Raw genomic sequence first — 21,134 nt, 5'->3', positions numbered from 1 at the left:
CGTGGTCAGGCGGGCGCGGCCAGGCCCGCGGCGCCGGCGCCGATGGCCAGCCGGGGCACCCCTGACCACAGGGCCGGATCGGTCACCGACCTGCCGTCCAGCAAGGCGGTCACGCCCGGGAGGTCTCCGGGCGCCAGTCGCGCGTACTGCGGATGGTCGGTCTGCACGATCGCGACATCGCACGGCTCGCCCAAACGGTAGGGCTGCAGACCGAGTTCGGACAGCTCGGCGTCGTCGTAGAGGGGATCGTGCACCAGCGGCAGCGCCCCTTGGGCCTGCAGGGCCCGGACGACGGGAAGCGCTCCGGTGAAAGCCGTCTCCTTGACCCCGCCGCGGTAGGCAAGGCCAAGCACCGCTGCACGCCTTCCGCGCAGTCCGCCCGCCAGTGCCACCAGCATGTCGACAGCCCTGGCCGGCATCGCGTCGTTGATCTCGCGGGCCAGCACCGGCAGCCGTGCGGCGGGGTCCCCGGCGGCGTAGAGCCACGGGTAGACCGGGATGCAGTGCCCGCCCACGGCGATGCCGGGCCGGTGCAGATGGCTGTACGGCTGACTGTTCGCCGCTTCGATGATCGCAAGCAGGTCCAGTCCGGCCTCGTGGGCGAAGCACGCGAACTCGTTGGCCAGTGCGATGTTGACGTCGCGATAGGTCGTCTCGGCGAGTTTCGCCATTTCTGCGGCCTCGGCCGAGCCCAGGTCCCACACGCCGTTCGGCCGTGCGAGGTCGGGCCGCTCGACGAACTTCAGGCAGGACGCGTAGAAGTCCTTCGCCCGCTCGCCGGACAGCCGGTCGATGCCGCCGACCAGTTTCGGGTACCGGGCGAGGTCGGCGAACACGCTCCCGCTGGAGACCCGTTCCGGGCTGTGGCACAGAGCGAAGTCGGGGCCCGGGCGCAGTCCGGAGGCGGCGGCGAGCCGGGGCGCGATGCGCCGCCTGGTGGTGTGCACCGGCAGGGTGGTCTCCACGATGACCAGCGATCCGACTCGCAGGCCTGCGCCGACCGCGTCGACCGCCGCGTCCAGCGCACGGTAGTCCGGCCGCCGATCGGCGCCGATCACCAGGGGCACCACGATGACGACGACGTCACTCGCGCAGACCGCTTCCGCAGTCTCGGTGGTGGCCCGAAGCAGATCCAGGTGCCTGACCTCGGCCAGCCGGCTGTTCAGGCCGGGTTCACCGGGGAAGGGCGGGTGTCCCGCCATGACATCGGCCACCACCTGCCTGCAGATGTCGGCCCCGGTCACGTGGTGGCCTGCGGAGGCCACGGTGACCGCGAGCGGAAGTCCGATCTTGCCCAGCCCCACGACGGTGACCATGCTCATCAAAACCACCGCCGCGAGCCCGGAACCGGCACGTAGCCGGCGACCAACGTGGGCAGGCCGCCCGGGGGCCAGGTGTCGTGGTCAAAGGACGCGACGGCGGTCCCGCCCCGGTCCGCGACCGCCAGGGCCACGGCGTGGTCCACGCCGGGAGACGCCGGCACGACGAGGGAGGCCCGGGCGAGATCGCGCCGCACCGGGTCGTCGACCGGCCTGCCTGCGGCTGAAACCTCGACCGATGCGGCCGGTTCGGCCAGAATCGCCGCGGTCACGTCCATCACCTCGGCTCCTGCCCACATCGGCACCACGGCGCCGACGCCGTCGACCGCTTCCGTGCGGCCGGCAGGGGCCGCCTGGCTGCGGACGGCGGCCACGAAGGCCTCGAGCTCCGCCTGCAGGGGCTCTTGTCGGGTCAGCGCGCAGCGCACGGGGCTGCCTCCCGGCGGGGACTGACGCTCGCCGCACGCTGCGGCACGGGACGGGTCACCGTGGAACCAGAGCGTGCCGTCCAGCAAGTCGCCGCGCAGGCAGCCGAGTTCCCCTGTCACGGTGACCTGCCGCCGCTTCACCGGGGAGAGCCAGTTGACCAGGTGGTTGACCACCGTGCCGTCCCGTAGCACGCCCACCACCGCCGCGAGGTCCTCATGGCCGCTGGCGCCGGCCACCTTGCTGGTCACCGCGGACACCTTCACGTAGGGTGCTCCGGCGATCCAGCGGGTCAGGTCGATGTCGTGGCTGGCGAGGTCGAGGATCACTCCGACATCGCGGATCCTTTGCGGGTAGGGTCCTTGACGGCTCGTCGTGATCTGCAGCACTGTGCCCACCTCGCCGTCGCGGATGCGTTCCCGCATGGCTTGTACCACCGGGTTGAACCGCTCGATGTGGCCCACGCAGCCGACCAGGCCGGCGCTTTCGAAGGCTGCGGCCAACGCCCGGGCCTCCTCCGCGCCGGCGGCCAGCGGCTTCTCGATCAAGGTGTGGACGCCTGCCGCCGCCAACCGGCTGCCGATCGCAGCATGGGCCAGGGTGGGGGCGGCCACCACGCACAGGTCCAGATCCAGCTCCAACAACGTGTCGAGATCCGGGAAGACGGGCAGGCCGGCCAGCGCCGGACGGGCGCCGGGGTCGGGGTCGCAGGCGCCCACCAGGCGTACGCCGGGCAGCGTGGCGAGCACCCGGGCGTGGTGGCGCCCCATCGTGCCAAGGCCGCACACTGCGGCTCGCAGTTCGCTCACCGGTCCGCGGCCTGTTCCGCGGCGGCGCCGGGGGCGACCGCGGGGGCCGCGGGTGCGGCCGCCAGGGGGGCGCGGTACCCGGGTACGGCGCCCGCCGACGGCTTCACGGTTGCGCGCGTGGCGGTCGCTCGGGCGACGGCTCCGATCACCGCGTCGGCGATCTCGTTCACTTCGGCGTCCGTGAGCCGGTGGTGCACCGGCAGGGACAGCATCGCGTCCGCCACCGACTCAGTGACGGGCAGGGCGGGCGCCGGCCCCACGGCTTGGGCCGGGGCGTCGGCGAAGACCGGCTGTCGGTGCACGGGGGGGAAGTAGACCCGTGCCTCGATGCCCTGGCCGAGGAGCCCGGCGAGCACGCTGTCTCGGATGCCGGGCAGCAGGCACGTGTAGATCATCCACGTCCCTCGCGCGTCGGGGGCCTGATAGGGGGTGGTCAGACCGGGCACCTGGGCGAGTCGACGGTTCAGCAGTGCGGCCACCGCCTGTTTCCGCTCCAAGATGGCGTCGAGCTTGCGCAGTTGCACCCGGCCGATCGCCGCCTGCATCTCCGTCAGGCGCCAGTTGTAGCCAAGGCTCTCGTGCCGGTACAGCATGGTTTGGCCGTGGTTGCGCAGCAGCTTCAAGCGCTCCGCGATGCCCGGGTCGTCGGTCAGCACGATGCCGCCTTCGCCGGTGGTGATGTTCTTGGTGGGAGTGAAGCTGAACATCGCCGAGCGGCCGAAGGCGCCGACCGGCCGACCGCAGTACTCGGCGCCGGCCGCCTGCGCCGCGTCCTCCAGCAGGACGATCCCCCGCTCGGCGCACAACTGCGCCAGCGCTTCGAGGTCGCCGGGCTGTCCGCCGTAGTGCACGGTCAGCACGGCCCGGGTGTTCGCGGTGATGCGCTGCGCGACCGACGCCGGGTCCAGGTTGAACGTGCGGGGGTCGATGTCGGCGAAGACGGGGACGGCGCCGACGTGGCACACGGAGGTCGCGGTGGCGATGAACGTCATCGAAGGGACGATGACCTCGTCGCCGGGGCGGATGTCCTCGGCGAGCAGCATGGCCGCGAGAGCGGCTGTTCCGGTGCAGAACGTGACACCGAACCGGGTCTTGTGACGCTGTGCGAACTCCCGTCCGAAGGCTTCGTTCTCGGGGCCGTTGGTGAGCACGCCGCTGCGCAGCACCTTGCCGACCGCGTCCAGTTCCTCCTCGCCGAACTGGGGGCTGGCCAGCCGGATGCGGACGTCGCTGTCAGGCACCTGGGTGGATCCTTTCTGAGGTGCGGGCGATGGGATCGTTGTCGTGGCCGACGGTGGTACCGCCCCGGGCCAGTACCGCCCAGACGGTGAGCAACAAGATGGTCAGATCCAGGCGCAGGCTCTGGTGGCGCACGTAGCGCAGGTCCCATTCGATCCGCTCCGGCCAGGTCAGCCGTTGCCGTCCGCGCACCTGGGCCAGGCCGGTCAGGCCCGGCAGGGCGCGCAGCCGCACCAACTGCCGGTCGGTGTATCGGTGCACCTGGTAGGCCAGCGTGGGGCGGGGCCCGACCAGGCTCATCTCACCGCGCATCACGTTCAGCAACTGGGGCAGCTCGTCCAGGGACAGTCTGCGCAGCACCCGGCCGACCGCGGTCACGCGGGCCAGGTCGGCGCCGGCGGACCGGCCGGACTCGTCCTTGGGGTCTGCCATCGTGCGCAGTTTCCACAGCACGAACGGGCGGCCGTCGCGGCCCACCCGCGGCTGGCGGAAGAGGACTGGTCTGCCGTGCGCCATCAGATGCGCGGCTGCGGCTGCGGCGCACAGAACGAGGGCCGGCGCCAGCGCCAGGCACACGACGGCGAGATCAAGCAGCCGTTTGCCGCGGTAGGGGGACGGCGCTGCGGATTCCTCAGGTGCGCTCGCGCGCCAGAGGTGTCTCCCGGGCACGGCCGGGGCGGTCACCGGGCGGCCTGCGACGTCTGGGAAGCGGCATGGGTGCCGGGCTGGGTCGTGCCGGGTGCCGGGACGCAGTCCGGCGACGGGGGGCAGTCCGGCGGGAAAGTGCCGTGCGACGAGGGGGCCGGGTGCGGGGACGGGATCACCCCTGCGACCACGGTCCTGGCCAGGGCCGCGCGCACATCGTCTGGGTCGGCAAGGTCGCTCAGTCGGGTCACCTCAGCTGGTTCGAGCGGCGGCACCGGCACCTGCCGGACCAGGGGGTGCCGCGGGCGGTGGTCCGCCTCCCCCGGCCCGAGCAGGTCCTCCGTCAGCTTCTCGCCGGGCCTGAGCCCGGTGAAGACGATCTCCGCCGTGCTCGAGGCCGCCTGCGTCATGCGGCGGGCCAGGTCGGCGATCCGGACCTGCTCTCCCATGTCCAGGACGAGCACCTCACCGCTGCGGCCGACGGCCACCGCTTGCAGGACCAGTTGCACGGCTTCGCTGGCCGTCATGAAGTAGCGGGCGACCTGGGGGTGCGTCACGGTGACCGGGCCGCCGACCGCGATCTGCGCAGACAGCGACGACAGCAGCGAACCCCTGCTGCCCAGTACGTTGCCGAACCTGACGGAGACCCAGTTACCGGGCGCCAGAGCGGCCATGTGTGCGGTCAGGCGCTCGGTGATGCGCTTGGAGGTCCCAAGGACGCTGACGGGGTCCGCGGCCTTGTCGGTCGAGATGTTCACAAACGACTGGACACCGTGGTTCACCGCGGCCTCGAGGACGTTCAGCGTGCCGAGCGCGTTGGTCTTCAACGCCTCGGCCGGATACCGCTCAAGCAACGGGAGGTGCTTCACCGCGGCTGCGTGGAAGACGATCTCGGGCCGTACGAGCGCGAAGACCTCCTGCATCCTCGGGGCGTCCCTGATGTCTGCGAGCACGGTCTCGTCCGAGTCGAGCAGTGCGCGGCCGTGCAGGGCGAGCTGGACCGCGTGCAGCGCCGACTCGTCGCGGTCGAGCATCACCAGCGATGCGGGGCCCATCCGATGCAGTTGGCGGCACAGCTCCGAGCCGATCGAGCCTCCGGCACCGGTGACCAGGATCCGCCGCCCGGCGAACTGCCCGGCGACCGATGTCATGTCGAGGCTGATCTGCTCGCGGCCCAGCAGGTGCGTGATACGGGGGTCGCGGACGCCGTCGATGCGCGCGCAACCGGCGACGAGCTCGTCGACGGGCGGGATCACCTTGGTGATCAGACCGGCCGCCTCCGACGCGCTCACCAACTCCTTGAAGAGCCGTCCGTCTCGGCAGCCGCGTGCGATGGCGATCACCATGACCGTGGCGCCGGTCTCCGCGGCCACCTGCGCGATCCGCTCCCGGCCGCCGCGTACCGGCACGCCGCAGATGCGCAGTTTGCGCTTGGCCGGATCGTCGTCGAGCAGGGCCACCGGCCGGTAGGGCGCTCCGCGTTGGCCGATGAGCCGCTGCACCAGTTGGGTGCCGGCGCTGCCTGCGCCGAACACGATGACCTTGACCGCCGTCGGTGCGGGCCTTCGCGGCCTGCGCCGGACGGCCGCGATCACGGCGCGCTCGGTGATTATCCCCAGCGCGCTCACCATGGTCGTGATCACGGCCAGGGTCGGCGCATCCCCGACGCACGGGACCCCTGGAATGGTCATCAGCAGGAGTCCGGTGATCGCGGCGCAGGCCAGCACCGCGTTCAGCTCCGCCCCGCTCCCGGATTGGAAACGGCCGCAGTACAACCCGCGCTGGCCGCCGACCACGACCGCGACCGCGCAGGTGACGACGTAGGCGACGCCCAGTTTCCACGGTGCGCCGGGCAGGCCTTGGCCGCCGTTCAGCATCCGGCCGGCCAGGTAGAGGCCCCCCGCCCAGACCGTCGCATCGGCGACAACGCGGGCCGCGCGCCGTCGGCTTCGTGCGGTCAAGCGCGTGAGTTCGCCATTACTGGCACTGTCCCCATTCAACGTGTCCTCGCATCCTTCGGATTCGGCGGGCGTCGATTCGGACGCTGTGCTCGCGATGCGCACAAGGTGATGCGTAATCGAATGAATACGCTTCGTGGCCGCGAGCATACGAGCGGAGTTCGCCGCCCTCGACTCAACTGATTCCTCGTGGCGCGCTGCGTCCCAGTTCGCCGCCCGCCGGCCGAACCGGGTCGTTCCGCTCGCCGCGGCGACGCCCGGGCGCGCGCGGGGCCGCATCGTCCGACGTCGCCGGAACGCGGCGGGGGCGGCGCACCGGCGCGTGCTGCAGGCCTCGCATTCGGGAGGTCTGATCCCCAGGTCAGCAGGCATGTTGAGAGGTCCCGCCGGGTCGGTCGGGACTCCCGGGGATGCGCTGCGGAAGGCGGCGGCGGCCACGGCGGTTCGGTCGTGGCGAGCCCCTTGATCAGCGTCGACGGAGGCGGAAGAAAATCGCCCTGCGGGGCCTGCGCGCGGACAGCGAAAGAATGTCGATTGCCGTTCGGCGTCCGGGCGACAGCGCTCGCCGAAATCGACCACGTGACGCTGCGGGGCTCTCGCAGCGGGGGACGTTCCCACGCACCGCGATGCGCGGACCACTTATGACGCAAGGCGGCGGGGTGACTTGACCTCAGATCACGGCGAGGTAACTACTATTCGCAGCCGGACCATGCAGCCGGTGACCATCTGCGGCAAAGCGCGCTGGAGGGCGAGAAAGATATGACGCTTCGGAGTTTCCTCGGCTTGATCAAGGATCGTTGGAAGCTCATCGTGGTGGTGACGGTGCTGGCCGGAGCCATCAGCGCCGGCGTGACGGCGCGAACCACCCGGATGTACTCCTCGGGTCTGACCTTCTTCGTGTCCGCCCAGATCGACTCCTCCAACGTCGTCCAGGCCTACCAGGCGAACCTGCTCTCCCAGCAGAAGGTTCAGTCGTACGCCAACCTGCTGACCGGTCACGAGCTTGCGTCGGCGGTCGTGCAGAGCACGGGTCTTTCCATTCCGACCGCGCAGTTGCAGTCACGAATCTCCGCGCAGGCGGTGCCGCAGACCGTACTGCTGCGTGCCAGCGTGACCAGCGAGTCGCCGTACCAGGCGCAGGAGATCGCACGTGCGATCGCCAGGATCTTCCCCGGCCAGATCGACCGGCTGGAGCACACGGCGACCGGCAAGGCCTCGACCGCGGTCGTCCAGGTCGTCGAGCCGCCAAGTTTCTCGCCGACGCCCGTATCACCGGAGCCCCTGCGCAACGTGGGTACCGGTCTGGCACTCGGACTGCTGGCCGGCCTGGCACTTGCCGCCGCCGCGCGGTCACTCGATACGACGCTCAAGACGGCGGACCAGGTCACCCAGGTGCTCGGCGGCAAGCCCGTGCTGGGCGTCATCCCCTACGACCCGACCAGCCGCAGCAACCCGGTCCCGGGTGACGGGCTGCTGACCGGTCCCCGCATGGAGGCGTTCCGCAAGCTGCGCGTCAGCCTCGGGTTCATCGAGGTGGACACCCCGCGCAAGGTCCTCATGTTCACCAGCGCCTTGCCGAACGACGGCAAGAGCACCACCGTGTGCAACCTCGCGATCGCGCTGGGAACCGTCGGCACCCGGACCGTCCTGGTCGAGTGCGACATGCGGCGACCGCAGGTGGGCAAGTACCTCGGGCTGCCCAACGGCGCGGGTCTGACCGACGTCCTGCTCGAGCGGGCCCGGCTGGAGGACGTCATCCAGACCTGGGGTGACGACAGCGTCGATGTGCTGACAAGTGGCGTGCTGCCGCCCAACCCGGGCGACCTTCTGGGCTCACGCAAGATGGAGCAGCTGATCGAAAGGCTCCGCGAGCGCTACGAGGTCGTGCTGCTGGACATGCCGCCCGCGCTCGCCCTGGCCGACGCCGCCGCGGTCGGTCAGTACTGCGACGGCGCGATCATCGTGGCCCGGCACGGCCGGACCAGGGCCGCGCAGTTGCGCAGGGTCTGCGAATCGCTGGCCTCCGCCGGCACCCCCGTCCTGGCAGGCGTACTCAACATGGTGCGCTCCCGTGACGCCGGCGGGGGCCGCTACGGCTACGGGTACGGCTACTACGAGGCCGAGAAGGAGCAGCGGGAGGGCGCCCGGCTGGGCGGGCAGGCCCGCCCAGGCCGCGGCGAGGCGGTTGCCGAACCGCTGGCCCAGCGGGCCAAGGGCCGCCCCGGCAACCGCGCCATGGCATCGGACGCGACCCCGCCGCGGCTGTGAAGCGGCGGCGGACGCACTCGATGGACACCTTTCAGCTGCGCTTCGTCTGCACCGCGAACCTGTGCCGGTCACCGCTGGCCGAACGGATCGCGGTGCTGCGGGTGCCGCACGCCACGACCCGGTGGCTCGCCGTGAGCAGCGCCGGCACGCATGCCCGGGACGGCATGCGGATGCATCCGCCTGCAGCCCGTCACCTGGGCGGCGTGGGGGCCGATCCCGCGGGGTTTCGCAGCAGGCGTCTCACCGCGGCCATGGTGGCCGGGGACGATCTCGTGCTGACGGCCGATCTCGCGCAGCGCGACGCCGTGGTCGCGCTGTGCCCGGCCGCGTCCCGGCGCACATTCATGATCAAAGAGTTCGCCCGGTTGGTGCGTCATCCACCGGTCCTGCTGAAGCGGCCCGCCTCCTGGCCGCCCGGCGGTGCGGCACCGGGAACCGCAGCGGGATGCGAACGCGCCGAAGCGGCACGGGAGATGGTCGCCCACGCGGCCCGATACCGAGGACGGGTCCCCTGGTGTGAGCCTGTCCTGGACGAGATCGCCGACCCCGACGGCACCGATGCCGCCGTCGCCTCCTGTGCCGAGCAGATCGACCTGGCAGTGACCGAGATCGTCCTTTTCCTGGCCGGCCCGACGCCCCCGCCGGCCTCCCCGACCATGAGAGCTGCGGATTCACGATCATGACAACTGTTGCGGCAACCGGGCAGCGCACGACTGAGCGGGTCGGCGCCGCCCCATCATCGGATCCCCACCTTGCGCCACCTGAGGTCCACCCCACCGCGGACGTCGAACCGGGGGCCGTCGTCGGAGCCGGCACCCGGATCTGGCAGCACGCCCACGTCCGTGCCGGTGCGATCGTCGGCCGGCAGTGCGTGCTCGGAAGGAACGTATTCGTGGACGACAAAGCCGTCGTCGGCGACCGCGTGAAGATCCAGAACAATGTCTCGGTGTACCGGGGGGTGGAACTTGCGGACGAGGTCTTCGTCGGCCCCTGCGCGGTGTTCACCAACGACCTGCGTCCGCGTGCCACCGGTCCCTGGCAGGCGCTGGCCACCAGGGTCCACCAGGGAGCCTCCATCGGCGCCAACGCCACGATCGTCTGCGGCGTCGAAATCGGCGCGCGGGCCATGGTCGCGGCCGGAGCCGTGGTCAGCCGGTCGGTGCTCCCCCACCAACTGGTCGCGGGCAACCCCGCCCGGCCCCGGGGCTGGGTCTGCGACTGCGGCGCGGTGGTCTCGCGATCGCCGGCACCGCCCGCCCGGTTCGACTGCGGCCCGTGCGCGCAAGGCGAGGCTGAAACCCGGCCCGCCGGCGAGCGGCGCCGGATCCGGATCGGCATGCCGACACTGGGCGCCGAGGAGGAGGACGCCGTGCTCGCGGTCCTGCGGTCCGGCCAACTGACGTCCGGTCCAAAAGTGGAGGAGTTCGAGCGGGCCTTCGCCGCCGCGCACGGAACCGCCCACGCGGTCGCCGTCAGCAACGGCACGACGGCGCTCATCGCAGCGCTGCGGGCCCACGGCATCGGCGCCGGCGACGAAGTGATCACCAGCCCGCTGACCTTCGCCGGCACGCTGAGCGCCATCCTGGAGGCGGGCGCGACCGTGCGCTTCGCCGACGTCGGCGAGGACTACCTGCTGGACCCGGCCGCCGTCGCCGCGGCGATCACACCGCAGACCCGGGCCGTCATGCCGGTCCATCTGTACGGCCTGCCCGCCGACATGGCCGCCCTGAACACGCTGGCCCAGCAGCACGATCTCACCATCATCGCGGACGCCGCACAGGCGCACGGGGCGAGGGTGGCGGGGCAATGCGCGGGCGGCGCCTGGACCGCGGCCTTCTCCTTGTACGGGAGCAAGAACATCACCTGCGGCGAGGGCGGCGTGGTCACCACCTGCGACAGCCACATCGCCGACCGGCTGCGCCTGATCCGCAATCACGGCATGCGCGAGCGCTACGAGCACGTGATGCCCGGCTCCAACTACCGGCTCACCGAGATGCAGGCGGCGATCGCCGCCGTGCAGCTGGGCCGCCTGCCCGAGATCAACCGGCGCCGGGCGCAGAACGCCGCCCGGCTCACCGCGGGCCTGGAGGGCATCCCCGGCCTGATCACCCCGCAGGCGGCCACCGGCCGTACCCACGTCTGGCACCAGTACACGGTCCGGCTGACCGAGCAGGCACGGCTCGGACGCGACCAGTTGATCGAGGCGTTGGAACAGGCGGACATCGAGGCGCGGGTCTTCTACCCCAAGCTGGTCTTCGACTACGAGTGCTACCGCCGTCATCCCCGGGTCGCACACCAGCCGCTGCCCACAGCCGAACTGATGTGCCGCCAGGTCCTGTCACTGCCCGTCCATCCCGGCCTCCTGGAGGCCGACATCGCCCGCATGGTCGAGGTTCTGCGACACGCTCTGGGCGCACCTGGGGTGTAAGACCCGCTCCCGGATGCCCTGGTCGCAGGCCGCCTGCGACCAGGGCATCCGGCGCGCGGGCGCGGCCCGCTTCAGAGGGAGGGCCGGTCGGCGCCCCGGCCTGCCAGACAGGTCGCGGCGGCCACCTGGGTGGTCTGCGGCCGCACCAGCGGCTGGACCGGGACGACCGGAACGGCGGAAGAGGCCGGTTCACGCAGCCGAAGGTCCAGTTCGCGGGTCCGGCCGGGGCCCAACTCGACCTCTGCGGAGACCACCAGGTGACTGCGCTCCACGCTCGGGGACATCAAAAGCGGCCGGCCGTCGAGTTCGGCGTCCCACAGTTGGGCGCCCACGGCCGCGTACAGCGACACCCACACCAACGTGGAGCCGGGTGGGTGCGGATGGGTCGGGTCGTCGGACCGCAGCGTGATGTAGCTTGGCAGACCCGACGTCGGGGCCCGGTCGGTAAGCCGGATCCGGACGGTGCTGGTGCGATAGCCGCCCGAGCACGGCCCCAACTCGTAACGCAGCTGACGGTCGAGGTAGTAATCGAGTTTGTTCCCTGCCGAGTTGTTCACCACCAGGGCCGCGTAGGGTCCGGGCCGCTGCGGTACAGCGCCCGCGAGCCTGGTGCCTTCCACCGCCGCCTGGACGCGCGGGTCCGCGCTCCACACCCGCAGCCGGCCGCCCGCCGTGAGGTGCTCGAGCGCTCCAAGGAGCGCGACCGGATCGTGACGCGCGTGCAGGAGCGTCTCGCTGACCGCCTGTGCGACCTGGACGAGGAACCGATGACGGTCGGCCTTGTCGGTGTAGCGGGCGTAGGAGGTGCTCTCGGTGAGGGCGACGGCGTCCGCGGCGGTGAGCTCTTCGCCGTCCGCGAGCCTGACCGGGCCGGTCGCCTGCAGGAGTTGGGCCAGGCCCACGGGGTCGGTGGCGATCGCCCCGTCGAGTCGCTGCCCGGTACGCCAGCGCCACAGCCCGGTCCAGATCTGCGCGGCGTAGGGGAAGTGGGCGGAGAGGTTGGAGTTGGCGAGCATCCTGCTGCTCTCGGCTGCGCCATAGCGTGCCTCAAATGCCTCGCCGAGGTTCGCCACCGGCGCGGGCGCAGCCGTCAACACGTCGTCGGAGGACAGGTCGTGCACGGTGACCCGGCCACGGTCCGCGGTCACGACACCGAAGGCGCCGACCAGGCCGCCCGTGCCGCGCGCTTCAGCGTTGGTCTGGAAGGCGAGGAAGTAGGACCGAGGACCCGACCCGCCCAGCGCGGGCACGAGCAGGCTCACCGCCTTTTCCGCCTTCGCCACCGACCCGGCGAGCTTGGCGACCTCGCCGGCCAGCCCCGCCCGGGCCCGATCCACACGGTCCACACCGGTCGAACCCGGCAGCTCGTCCACATGCTTGCGGACCTCGGCAAGGCTGCCCTCGATCCTGCCCAGCACCGGCCGAGCCGCGGCCAGGGCCCCCAGATCGACACCGCCGCCGCGCACGACAACGGTCGGCGCGGCGACCTGTCGCAGCGTCACGGCCTGCGGCAGCACCTGCGTCGACAGTTCGTCGGCGGCGGCCGCGATGCCGCGCACGGTACGCAACGGCCGGCCCGCGAGCGGAATGCGGGCCGCCGCACTCCACCACAGGCCGGACGTCGCCCGGCGGGCAGCCGAGGTCTCCTCCCGCAGCCGGCGCAGGTCCTGCCCGGCTCCCGCGCCTCCACCGGGAAGCTCGGCGCGCAACCGGGCGGCCGTCACCTGAGCCGCCAGGAGGCGGCCCTCGGCCGTCCGTGCCTGGCCAAGCAGCCAGGCCGCGAGCAGGACCGGCGGCAGGCAGACCACAGCACCGAGGAGGAACAGGCGGCCGCGCCTGCCGCGGCCGCGCCAGAAACCGGCCTGCCGCGGCGTGCCGGACCGGCCGGCGCGCGGCTCAGCTCGCACGAGACCGCCGATGGCGCCGCACCAGTCGCAGGGTCAGGCCGCCGGCACCGAGCAAAGTCCCGCCCACAACGCCCAGTTCAGCAGCTCCCGAGGCACCGGTGTGGGCCAGCACACCGGCCTCGCCGTGCCCGCCGTCCCCAGGCCCCTGGAAGGCATCGGTGTGGGCCGGCACGCCGTTCCCGCCGTTCCCGCCGTTGCCGTCGTCCCCCGGCTGCCACGGTGCTCCGCCGTGGCGGGCCTCGACCACCTCGATGGTCGCCGAGAGCCGCCGTGCCGAGCCGTCCGGGTTCCGGCCGGTGAGCATGAGCGTGTGCGTGCCCTCCTCGAAATCGTCGGGGATGCGCACACGCGCCCGCACCCAGCCGCCCTCCCTCGCCTTCACCGTCCTCAGGTGAACGACATCGCTGAGAATGTCGATGGAGACCGACGTCCCAGGAGCGAAGCCAGGCCCGAAGACGGTCAGGGAACCGCCCTGGGGCACCACCGTGGAGCTCACCAACGCCGAGCACTGGGCCGGCGGATAGCTGCCCGGGGTGCAGTCCGCGGCATGCGCCGACGGCACGGCGACAAATGATGCCGACACCACCGCGAGCGCAACCGCCGCCTTCTTCGCGAGGCCGTGGCAGCGACGCCCCGCCCCCTGTTTCGTGGCCGGGGGGAGATGTCCGTGATCTACTGCGGACCTGTCCAACATCGTGAGGCTCCTTCCGAGCTCTAAGCCGGCACGGCCGCAAGCCATCCCGCGATCGCACGACGGCTTACGACGCCGCCGGAACCAGGGACCCGGCGGCGCGAACACGACGTGGACGGCGCATCGGATCCCTCTTCACCTCCTGCACAGCGGCCGTTCGACTGCGTACTGTCGCCACGAGCATACGAAGGGTCACCGCCGGGCACGAGGCAAGCACGCGGGGCCCAAGCCGCCGCACGGACCGCAAAAGGGGTCCGCTCCGCTCCGGTGACCGCCGGGCCGATGACGAGGGCCGCGGCACGGCACTGCCGCTTGCGGCCCGGCCCCGGCGGCGGTCCGCACACCCGACAAGGGGACACCGGCCGGTCCGCCAACCCGCCTCCCGGGAAGAGCAATTGGGCTTGCTGCCGCCGCACGGAACCGGGCTTCGCAGCTCCACCGAGGGCAGTTGACCGATGCGGGCCCGGTTGCGCCGCCGCGGTCGGGCACGGATGCCGCAGCCCGACCAGGAGTTGGCGTGCGGTTCACGATCCGGCCCGCCATCCCTGCACCGCCGCGTCGAGCCCGTCCGCATGCCCGGCACCGCGCCGCAGGACACCCGAGTCCAGCCACGGCGGCGGACAAGCCACCGCCGGTCCGCGAGCCCGGCAGCGGGCGCCTTGAGGCAAAGAAGGCAGGTCGGCGTACGGGCGACACCGCTCGCCGAAAGCGGCCAGCGGGACCACGGCGCGCCGGCCGGGCCCCAGAACCGCCACGCGACAGGGGCGCAAGCCCAGGCGGTCCTCCCGTCCAAGGTCCACACGGCGGGCGCGAAGGACGGGTGGCGGGCGGATCCCGCGGCCGGCGCCGCCCCGCGGGACCGACCGCCGTGGGGCCGGCAGGCGCACCCCTGTGCAGGCAAGGACGAGCGGCCAACGCGAGGACGAGCGCGGCCGCCTGGCCCGTCCGGCCGCCGCCGCAGACGGGGCTGCCGGTCATGGCGTCGGCGGCACCGCACCCGCCCGGCCGTGGACCGGCGGCACCGCAAATCAAAGGAACGGCCGGCGAAACCGCCGGCCGTTCGGCAAGCAGCCAGGAGAAAGCCAACCCGGCGGTCCGCACGGGCAGCGGTGAACGCAGCAGCTCGCGGCGCTGCCGCGGGCGGTGACTCCCCTGGGTCAGCGCGCCCCGGCCTGCCCTCGGGCACCGCCGTGACCGGTGTGCCGTCGGCCCGGCCGCTGCTCCCCGGGAGCCCTCCACCGCCGGCAACGGGCACAGCAGAGCCCGACCACACGGGAGCGCCCGGGACCACGACTGCCGAAGCCCGCGGGCGCCGGGCAGGACGCAGCCGGTCCGGCACAGCGGACGCCACCTGCAGCAGCCGGTCCGGCACAGCGGACGCCACCTGCAGCAGCCGGCTCCCGTGCACGCGTCGCGACCCACGGGCCTGGGCCCGGCTGCGCCGTGCGCCCGATCGCAGGGAGCCGATGCCGTCCCGCCCCGGCCCGGACGCCCACGCGCCCAGCGACGCCGCGAACGGGGTCCTGATGTGTTCGCCCGCCCTCGAAGGGAACCTCGCTGCGGGGAAACCCGGACAGGAGTGCGCCTCTCCCGCGCTTGTCCCACCCAAGACGGCGGCCCCGGCCCGCGGCCCCGCCGGCGACCACGGCCGCGGCGCCGCTGTGCGCCCCCGATCGGTTGCACGGGCAACCAAGTGGGGAACGGTGAGCGCCGCCGGGCCCGGACGGGGAGCAGTTGCGGTGTCCGCCCCAGCCGCTGGCGCCGCGACCGCGGACAGCGGTGCACGGAACGCCAAAGCGGCGGATCGTTCGATGCTCCCGCCGGGCCGCCCGCCGAATTCCCGCAACGCCCGAAGGTGGCTCAATGTAGTGGGTTTCTCACTGGGAGTTCGCCCGGTCGCGTCGGGCTCTCCACCGGCCAAGATTATCGGGGCAAATGCCCCCGGATTCGGGCGAAAACCCTTGACCGTGGGTGATCAGTGCGGCAATGATGGGGAACCTGGTTCCCCGTAGCCAGCGTGGTGGTTGGGCGCTGAAGCGCCTAAGGCGGCCGACGCCGATTCGGGCCCGGCGATGTTCATCCAGGGCGACGCGACAGCGTCGCACCTACGAATTCGCCCCGGTCCCGCGTGTCGCGCACCGCCTTTTTTCATTTCCGTGGGCACCGTCCCGGTTCTTCCGAGGGACTTCCGAGATGCGTTTTCAGCTCGCCCTGTGACCCCGCGCCCCACGCCTGCTGATGATCGGCCCCAGCCTGGCCTGTGAGCCGATCCCCGAGCACGGCCTGACGACGCCCGGCTCCGGCGCCGCTCCATGCGAACCGACGCACCGTCATCGCACCTACCTCTGAGGCCGTTTGAGCTGAAGATCAGCCGGGACCCGCTTGGTCACAAAGCGGGATCCCGCATGCCCGGATGCCCCCGACCGGCACTGCGCCTGCCCTGGCTAAGTCGCGAAGGAAGCATCTCCGTGTTCTCCGCAATCATCAAGAAGACTTGTCGTGCGCCCCGACAGGGCTGCCGGCCAAGAGAACTGACCCATCACCGCCGACCCCGGCAGCGGTCCGCGGGCCCCGGGCGACGACACCGCGCCGCTCCTGTCAGACTGTGCGCGATCACCATGGCGGCGACGGCCGCGCTCTGCGTCCCGGTGATGCCCTCGACGTGGGCGGCCGCGGCCGCACGGGTCCAGGTGCCTGCCGCAAGCGACGACACCAGCTACATCCAGCAGCTTCTCAACAACCCCGTGAACGGCGTGGTGAACCTCCCCTACCGGCCCTCGTCGAACCCGTTCCTGATCAAGCCCGGCCTCACGATCCCACGAGGCGAGACCATCAACGGGAACGGCACCACCCTCAAGGTCGTCAACAACTACGGCAACTACCGGGCGATCCTGTCCGCTCCGGCGTCCACCGACCTCTCCGGCCTCACGATCTCGGGTGTGGTCTTCGACCAGAACTCGGCAGGGAACCCCATCACCGGCACCTGCGCCTCGGCCACGTCCACGAACTGCCTCTCGCCGGCCTCGCCCCGATTCGTCCTGGCCCTCCTCGCCGGTACCGGGATCACGATGAACCAGGACACCTTCCTCAACACCAACAACACGAACACCGTCGTCACCGGGAGCGGGACGCAGAACGTCGTCCTGTCCAACAGCACCTTCTCGACCGTGGACGCCCCCTGGCACGACCACTCGTCCGTCTACACCTCGGGCGTCAACACGCAAATCTCCGGCAACACATTCAACGGCAATGCCGCCGTGGCCGCCGCAATAGAGGTGCACGGCAGCCAGGTCAACATAACCGGAAACACGGTAAGCGGCTACTACCGGGGCATCAATATCGTCGCCTCGGGTACGACCTTCACCAACAATTCCGTGTACCAGGCCGCGAACATCGTCGACCTCTTCTCGATCACCGCGCCGAACCTCCACAACGTCGCGATCACCCAGAACCGCATCCAGCTCGACCTCGCGTACTGGCGCACCGTCATGACGTCGCTCGGCCGCACCATGCCGGCGTCCCAGTACACGCAGTTCGTCATCTACGACGCGACCTCGACCTACCCCTTCGCCCCGGTCACCATCACAGGGAACACCTCGATTCCGCTGCACTGAACGACTCCCCACAAGGCGCCGCAGGCGATCCGCCGCACGAACCCCGGCCTCCAGGCCATCGCCCACGCACCGGATGCCAAGGGCGTCGCCTCCGCAAGACCGCTCCCCCGCCCCAGGTCGATCCCGCCCCGCACGGCCTCAAACCGGGTTGAAGCCAGCCCACCTGACGCCCAGTACACCCCGGCGGGCCCCCTTTCGGACCCTCGAGGGCGAGGATCGCGCACCCGCCGCGACCAGGGCCACGCAGGCCTTCTCGACACGGCCCGACGTCCCGCCCGGCCTCGGCCGCAAGAGGCGTCCTGGGCTCCACCGCCCGCCCTGGGGCAGCCTGCGGCGAAACCCCTGCCCGCTCCCGCGAGGTTGCGGGGACCGGGCCGGCTCTGTCGTCCGTGGCCGTCACAGCCCCTTCCCTCTCGGCGCAGGCGATCACGGCACACGCCTCACCCGACCGACGCCCCGGATCTTCGGCAAGACGTTGCCGGACAGCCCTTGGGCAAGATGACAGCCGCGCCGGGGGCCAGCCCCGAGGTGATCTGCGTCAGGGTGTCGCCGACAAGACCGATCGTCACGGGGACCGCAACGTGCCTGTGGTGGCAGCCTGCGGGCCCCGAGGGGCACACGAGCACGGTGGTGGCGCCCCCCGCGCCGTATCGCACGGCCGTGGTCGGAACGGCCAGACCAGTCCTGACCACCGTGAAGGTCGCGGTGGCCCGCATGCCGGGCAGAAGCCCGGCAGGCGGGTTGGGCAGCGGCAGGTCCAACGGGAAGACGACCGGGGCGGCTGCCGACGCGCCACCGGCGCCCTGGGGAACCGCGGGACCCACCGGCGGGGCCTGCCCCGGGAATCCCGCCACGCGAGCGTGCAGCACCTGCCTGGTGGCCGGCACCGCGACCCTCACGTCCTGGCCGCCTTGAATGTACGTCACAACACCTTCGGGCACCGTTGTGTGCGCGGTCAACGCGTCCGAGCGCATCACCAAGGCCGGGGTGCTGCATGTGGGAAGGGCGCCCACCGCAGTGGTGACCTGCTCGACCACACCGTCGACGGGGGCGGTCACGACCGCCGCCGCCCGGGCATCCTGTGCGGCGGTCACGGCCTGCTGCAGCCGGGCGATCCTGTCCATGTCCGCACCGATCTGGGCGTCGGCCGACAAGCGAGAAAGCCCAGCCGCGTCAGCAGAAGGCGCCGGCGTCGGCGTCGGCACGTTGGGGGCCGCCGGCACGAGCGTCCGGGGCACGGCCGTGCGGTCCGCGGCGAGCAGAGCCTGGGCGTCCCGCAGGCCTTGGGCGGCCGATACCAAAGCGGTGTCGGCGGGACCGGTGTCGGCCGTAGCCAGGATGCCACCTGCAACGACGTGCGTCCCGCTACCGATCTGGAGCGACGTCACGCGCCCCAGCAGGGCTGCCGGGTCGGAATGCTGCGGGAACGCGGCGCAGGCGTTCGGGGCCCGGCCCTCGGAGGCGGCCAGCGCCGCCCCGAAGAAGAGCCAGTACCGCGCGGAAGACCCCACCGTGGCGTCGGAGGTCAAGGTGAGGCGCACAGCGGCGCGCTCGGCCGTGTACACCCACACCCGTTCGGGGCCCCGGGCCAGCAGCGCGCCAACCACCCCGCCGGCAAGACTGAGCACCAGCACCGGCCACAGCCACCACCGCACGTCCGCCGGCCCTGTGCCCCGCAGCACTCGGTTCAGCCGGCTCCGCCCGGGCTGCGGGTGGTCGTTCAGCAAGGCACTCGCCCATCCCTCCGGCACGTGGACGCGGTGACACTACGGCCCCGACCCCTCAGCCCCTGGGGACACCCGCCGCGCTGACGACAAGAACTCACCCCGAGGAGACGACACGTTCAAGGTAAACGGATCGGCGACGCTGCCCCGGATCCGCCTCGCCCGGGCGATCTGCCATCGCAGTGATTGCATACAGCCAGTGGTGCAACCAGGCGGTGTGCCAACGGCCAGCCGCCAACACGGAACCGGCCGCCGAAGGGGACACCGAAGGCCCGCCCAGGGCCCTGTGCGCAGCGCCCGGCTTCTCACCCAGGGTGCCGGTCAAAGCGGAGCAGGCTCAGGACGCACCACGGGTCGGGTGGACCCACAGCCGACCGCCACCCCCAGCGGGACGCGTCGGCGCGTGTCCGCGACCCCGGCCCACCCGGCGCCCCCGCACGCATCCGAACGGCACCGGAAGCAGTCAGTTCGCTGGACGGCTGCCGAAGTAGTGGGCGAAGACGATGACGTTGCCGGCGTAGCCGTCGGCCCGAGTATAGGCTCCGCCGCAGGTGATCAGGCGTAGAGCGGGCTCGGTGGTGGGCCCGTAGACGGCCTCGGTGGGGAACTGCTGCTTCGAGACCAGTGTGACGACGTCGACACGGAACCGGGCAACGATGCCGTCTTCCAAGGTGATGTCCACCTCGTCGTTGTGACGAGCCGCCCCCAGAGCGTAGAAGGCGGCACGTCCGTGAGGCAGTTCCTGGGAGTCGACATGGCCAAGGATGACGGCAGGGCCGATCTGTCCCGGGGTTGCGCTGCCGTTGTACCAGGCCGCCTGGGCAGCCTGGTACTCGCTGGGGACGGCAACGCTGCCGTCCGGGTTCTGGCCGACTTCGATGATCCGGGCGTGAATGCCGATACGGGGAACATCGATGCTGACCGGGTCCGAACGCTCCAGCGGAACGACCGCAGGCAGAGCCTCGGGTGACAGCACGTCAGGCAGACCGCTGGCGGGCGGTTGCGGGGGCGGGGTCCGGTCATAGGTGGCAGCGCCGGTGACGATCTGCGTGGTGAGAAAATATCCGCAACCCGCGGTCAGGGCCGCGGCGAGTGCCGCAGCCAGGAGCCGTAGCCCGCGGCCGGCAGCATGACGCCGACCAGTGGTCAATGCCGGAACCGATACAGCAAGGCCAGGATCACTGCGGCGGTCAGACCGGCAAGGAGGGCACCGGCCGCGACGAACGGGAAACCGCTTGGCTGGCTGCCACCGTCGCCCGTCGCCGCGGCACTGCTGGGCGCTGCCGTCGAGGTCGGGACACCTGTCACCGTGGCCGACGGGGCGACGCCCGCCGCGGTCATCGTGACCGTGACCGTGGGCACCGCCGTCGGCGCCACCGGCTGCGTCGAGGGCACCGCGGGAGAGGCAACAGCCGTGGCGGGCGCAACCGTCAAGTTCCCGGTCGTCGACTGGCCGTCGCACTGCACCGTGACGGCATAGGTGCCCTGGGCAGCCGACGGGCTGACCGTGGCGACGCCGGCGAACGTCCCGTCTGCCGCATTCTGGGCGAGCTGGACCGGGGCCGTGAACGCGGCGGACGTGGCGGTCGGCGTGCTGGAACCGGCCGTACAGCCGGTCACGCTGACCGTCGAAGCAGAGCCCGGTGTCGCCGTGCTCGGGGTCACCGTCACCCCACCGGCGGCCGCAGCCGACCACGGCAGGAGCAGCACGACGCCGGCCGCCAGGGCGACGGCGGACAGACGCAGGGTGTGCATCCGACCGTCCTTTCCTCAAGACAGCCCCGACACTCGACACGGGGCAAGACGGACAAGGGCCGGACGATGACGCACACGACGCCGACGGGAAATCGTCACGACCCCTCCCAGCTAACGCGACAGGCGCCGCCGCCGCATCCGCAAAACCGCGTCCGGCCCCACAGCGCAGCACCCACCCCGCCGACAGTGAGCCGTCCGCAGGACTCCCCCCCCCGGCGGCCACCACCACCGCCCACAACACGAACTCCCCAAACCCGTGCGCCGGGCGCCTCCCCCTCACCCCCGAACCGTCGATCCAGGCTGACCTCCGGCCCGCCGAGACAACCCGGCCCACCCGACCAGCCGAAACGC

General features: G+C 71.8%; 14 protein-coding genes. 4 read left to right on the top strand and 10 right to left on the bottom strand.

Translation table 11 applies throughout. From position 1 onward, the window contains the following. Positions 1-5: 5 nt before the first annotated feature. From TR49_RS27230 to TR49_RS27210, 5 genes are read right to left on the bottom strand one after another with little or no spacing between them, the layout of a single operon-like run. Positions 6-1,322: a nucleotide sugar dehydrogenase gene (locus TR49_RS27230; protein ID WP_236653555.1), complete on the bottom strand. Its 1,317-nt coding sequence runs from the start codon at positions 1,320-1,322 to the stop codon at positions 6-8. Next, positions 1,322-2,533, bottom strand: a complete 1,212-nt coding sequence (locus tag TR49_RS27225) for a Gfo/Idh/MocA family protein (protein WP_268874122.1) — start codon at positions 2,531-2,533, stop codon at positions 1,322-1,324. Before TR49_RS27225 ends, TR49_RS27230 begins: the two co-directional genes overlap by 1 nt. A gap of 17 nt (positions 2,534-2,550) precedes the next feature. Further along, positions 2,551-3,795, bottom strand: coding sequence for a DegT/DnrJ/EryC1/StrS family aminotransferase (locus TR49_RS27220; RefSeq protein WP_052434677.1), 1,245 nt, complete (start codon positions 3,793-3,795; stop codon positions 2,551-2,553). Next, positions 3,788-4,462 (bottom strand): sugar transferase, encoded by a 675-nt coding sequence (locus TR49_RS27215; protein WP_268874121.1) that lies wholly within the window; start codon positions 4,460-4,462, stop codon positions 3,788-3,790. The genes TR49_RS27220 and TR49_RS27215 overlap by 8 nt, the downstream gene beginning before the upstream one ends. An 11-nt stretch (positions 4,463-4,473) precedes the next feature. Next, positions 4,474-6,546 carry a polysaccharide biosynthesis protein gene (locus TR49_RS27210; protein ID WP_084725500.1) on the bottom strand — a complete coding sequence of 691 codons (2,073 nt, stop codon included), beginning with the start codon at positions 6,544-6,546 and terminating at the stop codon, positions 4,474-4,476. 633 nt (positions 6,547-7,179) lie between these two features. Between TR49_RS27210 and TR49_RS27205 the strand changes: the two genes are divergently transcribed. From TR49_RS27205 to TR49_RS45050, 3 genes are all read left to right on the top strand, one after another. Then, a complete protein-coding gene (locus TR49_RS27205) occupies positions 7,180-8,664 on the top strand; it encodes a tyrosine-protein kinase domain-containing protein (protein ID WP_160311641.1) in 1,485 nt (494 codons plus the stop codon). Positions 8,665-8,684: 20 nt separating this feature from the next. Next, on the top strand, positions 8,685-9,347 hold the full coding sequence (locus TR49_RS27200; RefSeq protein ID WP_042386491.1) for an arsenate reductase/protein-tyrosine-phosphatase family protein: 663 nt from the start codon (positions 8,685-8,687) through the stop codon (positions 9,345-9,347). A 209-nt stretch (positions 9,348-9,556) separates the two neighbouring features. Continuing rightward, positions 9,557-11,092 carry an aminotransferase class V-fold PLP-dependent enzyme gene (locus tag TR49_RS45050; protein ID WP_236653554.1) on the top strand — a complete coding sequence of 512 codons (1,536 nt, stop codon included), beginning with the start codon at positions 9,557-9,559 and terminating at the stop codon, positions 11,090-11,092. 71 nt (positions 11,093-11,163) lie between these two features. Here TR49_RS45050 and TR49_RS27190 read toward each other — a convergent pair whose 3' ends face one another. Both TR49_RS27190 and TR49_RS27185 read right to left on the bottom strand, forming a co-directional pair. Continuing rightward, positions 11,164-12,999, bottom strand: a complete 1,836-nt coding sequence (locus TR49_RS27190) for a DUF4012 domain-containing protein (protein WP_052434674.1) — start codon at positions 12,997-12,999, stop codon at positions 11,164-11,166. Then, positions 12,989-13,693 carry a hypothetical protein gene (locus TR49_RS27185; RefSeq protein ID WP_042386489.1) on the bottom strand — a complete coding sequence of 235 codons (705 nt, stop codon included), beginning with the start codon at positions 13,691-13,693 and terminating at the stop codon, positions 12,989-12,991. Before TR49_RS27185 ends, TR49_RS27190 begins: the two co-directional genes overlap by 11 nt. A 2,615-nt stretch (positions 13,694-16,308) precedes the next feature. On the opposite strand from TR49_RS27185, the gene TR49_RS27180 reads away from it, so the two are divergent. Then, complete coding sequence (locus TR49_RS27180; RefSeq protein WP_042386488.1) at positions 16,309-17,304, top strand: hypothetical protein; 996 nt, start codon at positions 16,309-16,311, stop codon at positions 17,302-17,304. Between the two features lie 440 nt (positions 17,305-17,744). Here the strand turns inward: TR49_RS27180 and TR49_RS27175 are convergent, their stop codons facing one another. The 3 genes from TR49_RS27175 to TR49_RS44035 all read right to left on the bottom strand — a co-directional run bounded on the left by TR49_RS27175 (position 17,745) and on the right by TR49_RS44035 (position 20,783). Further along, the gene (locus TR49_RS27175) at positions 17,745-19,031 is read right to left on the bottom strand and encodes an efflux RND transporter periplasmic adaptor subunit (protein ID WP_152627478.1); all 1,287 of its coding nucleotides are present in this window, start codon (positions 19,029-19,031) and stop codon (positions 17,745-17,747) included. 460 nt (positions 19,032-19,491) lie between these two features. Continuing rightward, entirely contained in the window at positions 19,492-20,178 is a 687-nt protein-coding gene (locus TR49_RS44040) for a class F sortase (protein WP_042386484.1), read from the bottom strand. Then, a complete protein-coding gene (locus TR49_RS44035) occupies positions 20,175-20,783 on the bottom strand; it encodes a hypothetical protein (protein WP_052434673.1) in 609 nt (202 codons plus the stop codon). Before TR49_RS44035 ends, TR49_RS44040 begins: the two co-directional genes overlap by 4 nt. Between the last annotated feature and the right edge of the window lie 351 nt (positions 20,784-21,134).

Source organism: Streptacidiphilus melanogenes, from assembly GCF_000787835.1.
Taxonomy (GTDB): domain Bacteria; phylum Actinomycetota; class Actinomycetes; order Streptomycetales; family Streptomycetaceae; genus Streptacidiphilus; species Streptacidiphilus melanogenes.
Note: the sequence above shows the minus strand (reverse complement) of the source record. Positions and strands in the feature narration are given on the sequence as shown.

Bases quoted from the DNA above. Each gene is read 5' to 3' on its own strand.
- TR49_RS27230 (WP_236653555.1), bottom strand. From the start codon at position 1,322: ATGAGCATGGTCACCGTCGTGGGGCTGGGCAAGATCGGACTTCCGCTC.
- TR49_RS27210 (WP_084725500.1), bottom strand. From the start codon at position 6,546: ATGCTCGCGGCCACGAAGCGTATTCATTCGATTACGCATCACCTTGTG.
- TR49_RS27200 (WP_042386491.1), top strand. From the start codon at position 8,685: ATGGACACCTTTCAGCTGCGCTTCGTCTGCACCGCGAACCTGTGCCGG.
- TR49_RS27185 (WP_042386489.1), bottom strand. From the start codon at position 13,693: ATGTTGGACAGGTCCGCAGTAGATCACGGACATCTCCCCCCGGCCACG.
- TR49_RS27180 (WP_042386488.1), top strand. From the start codon at position 16,309: ATGGCGGCGACGGCCGCGCTCTGCGTCCCGGTGATGCCCTCGACGTGG.
- TR49_RS44035 (WP_052434673.1), bottom strand. From the start codon at position 20,783: ATGCACACCCTGCGTCTGTCCGCCGTCGCCCTGGCGGCCGGCGTCGTG.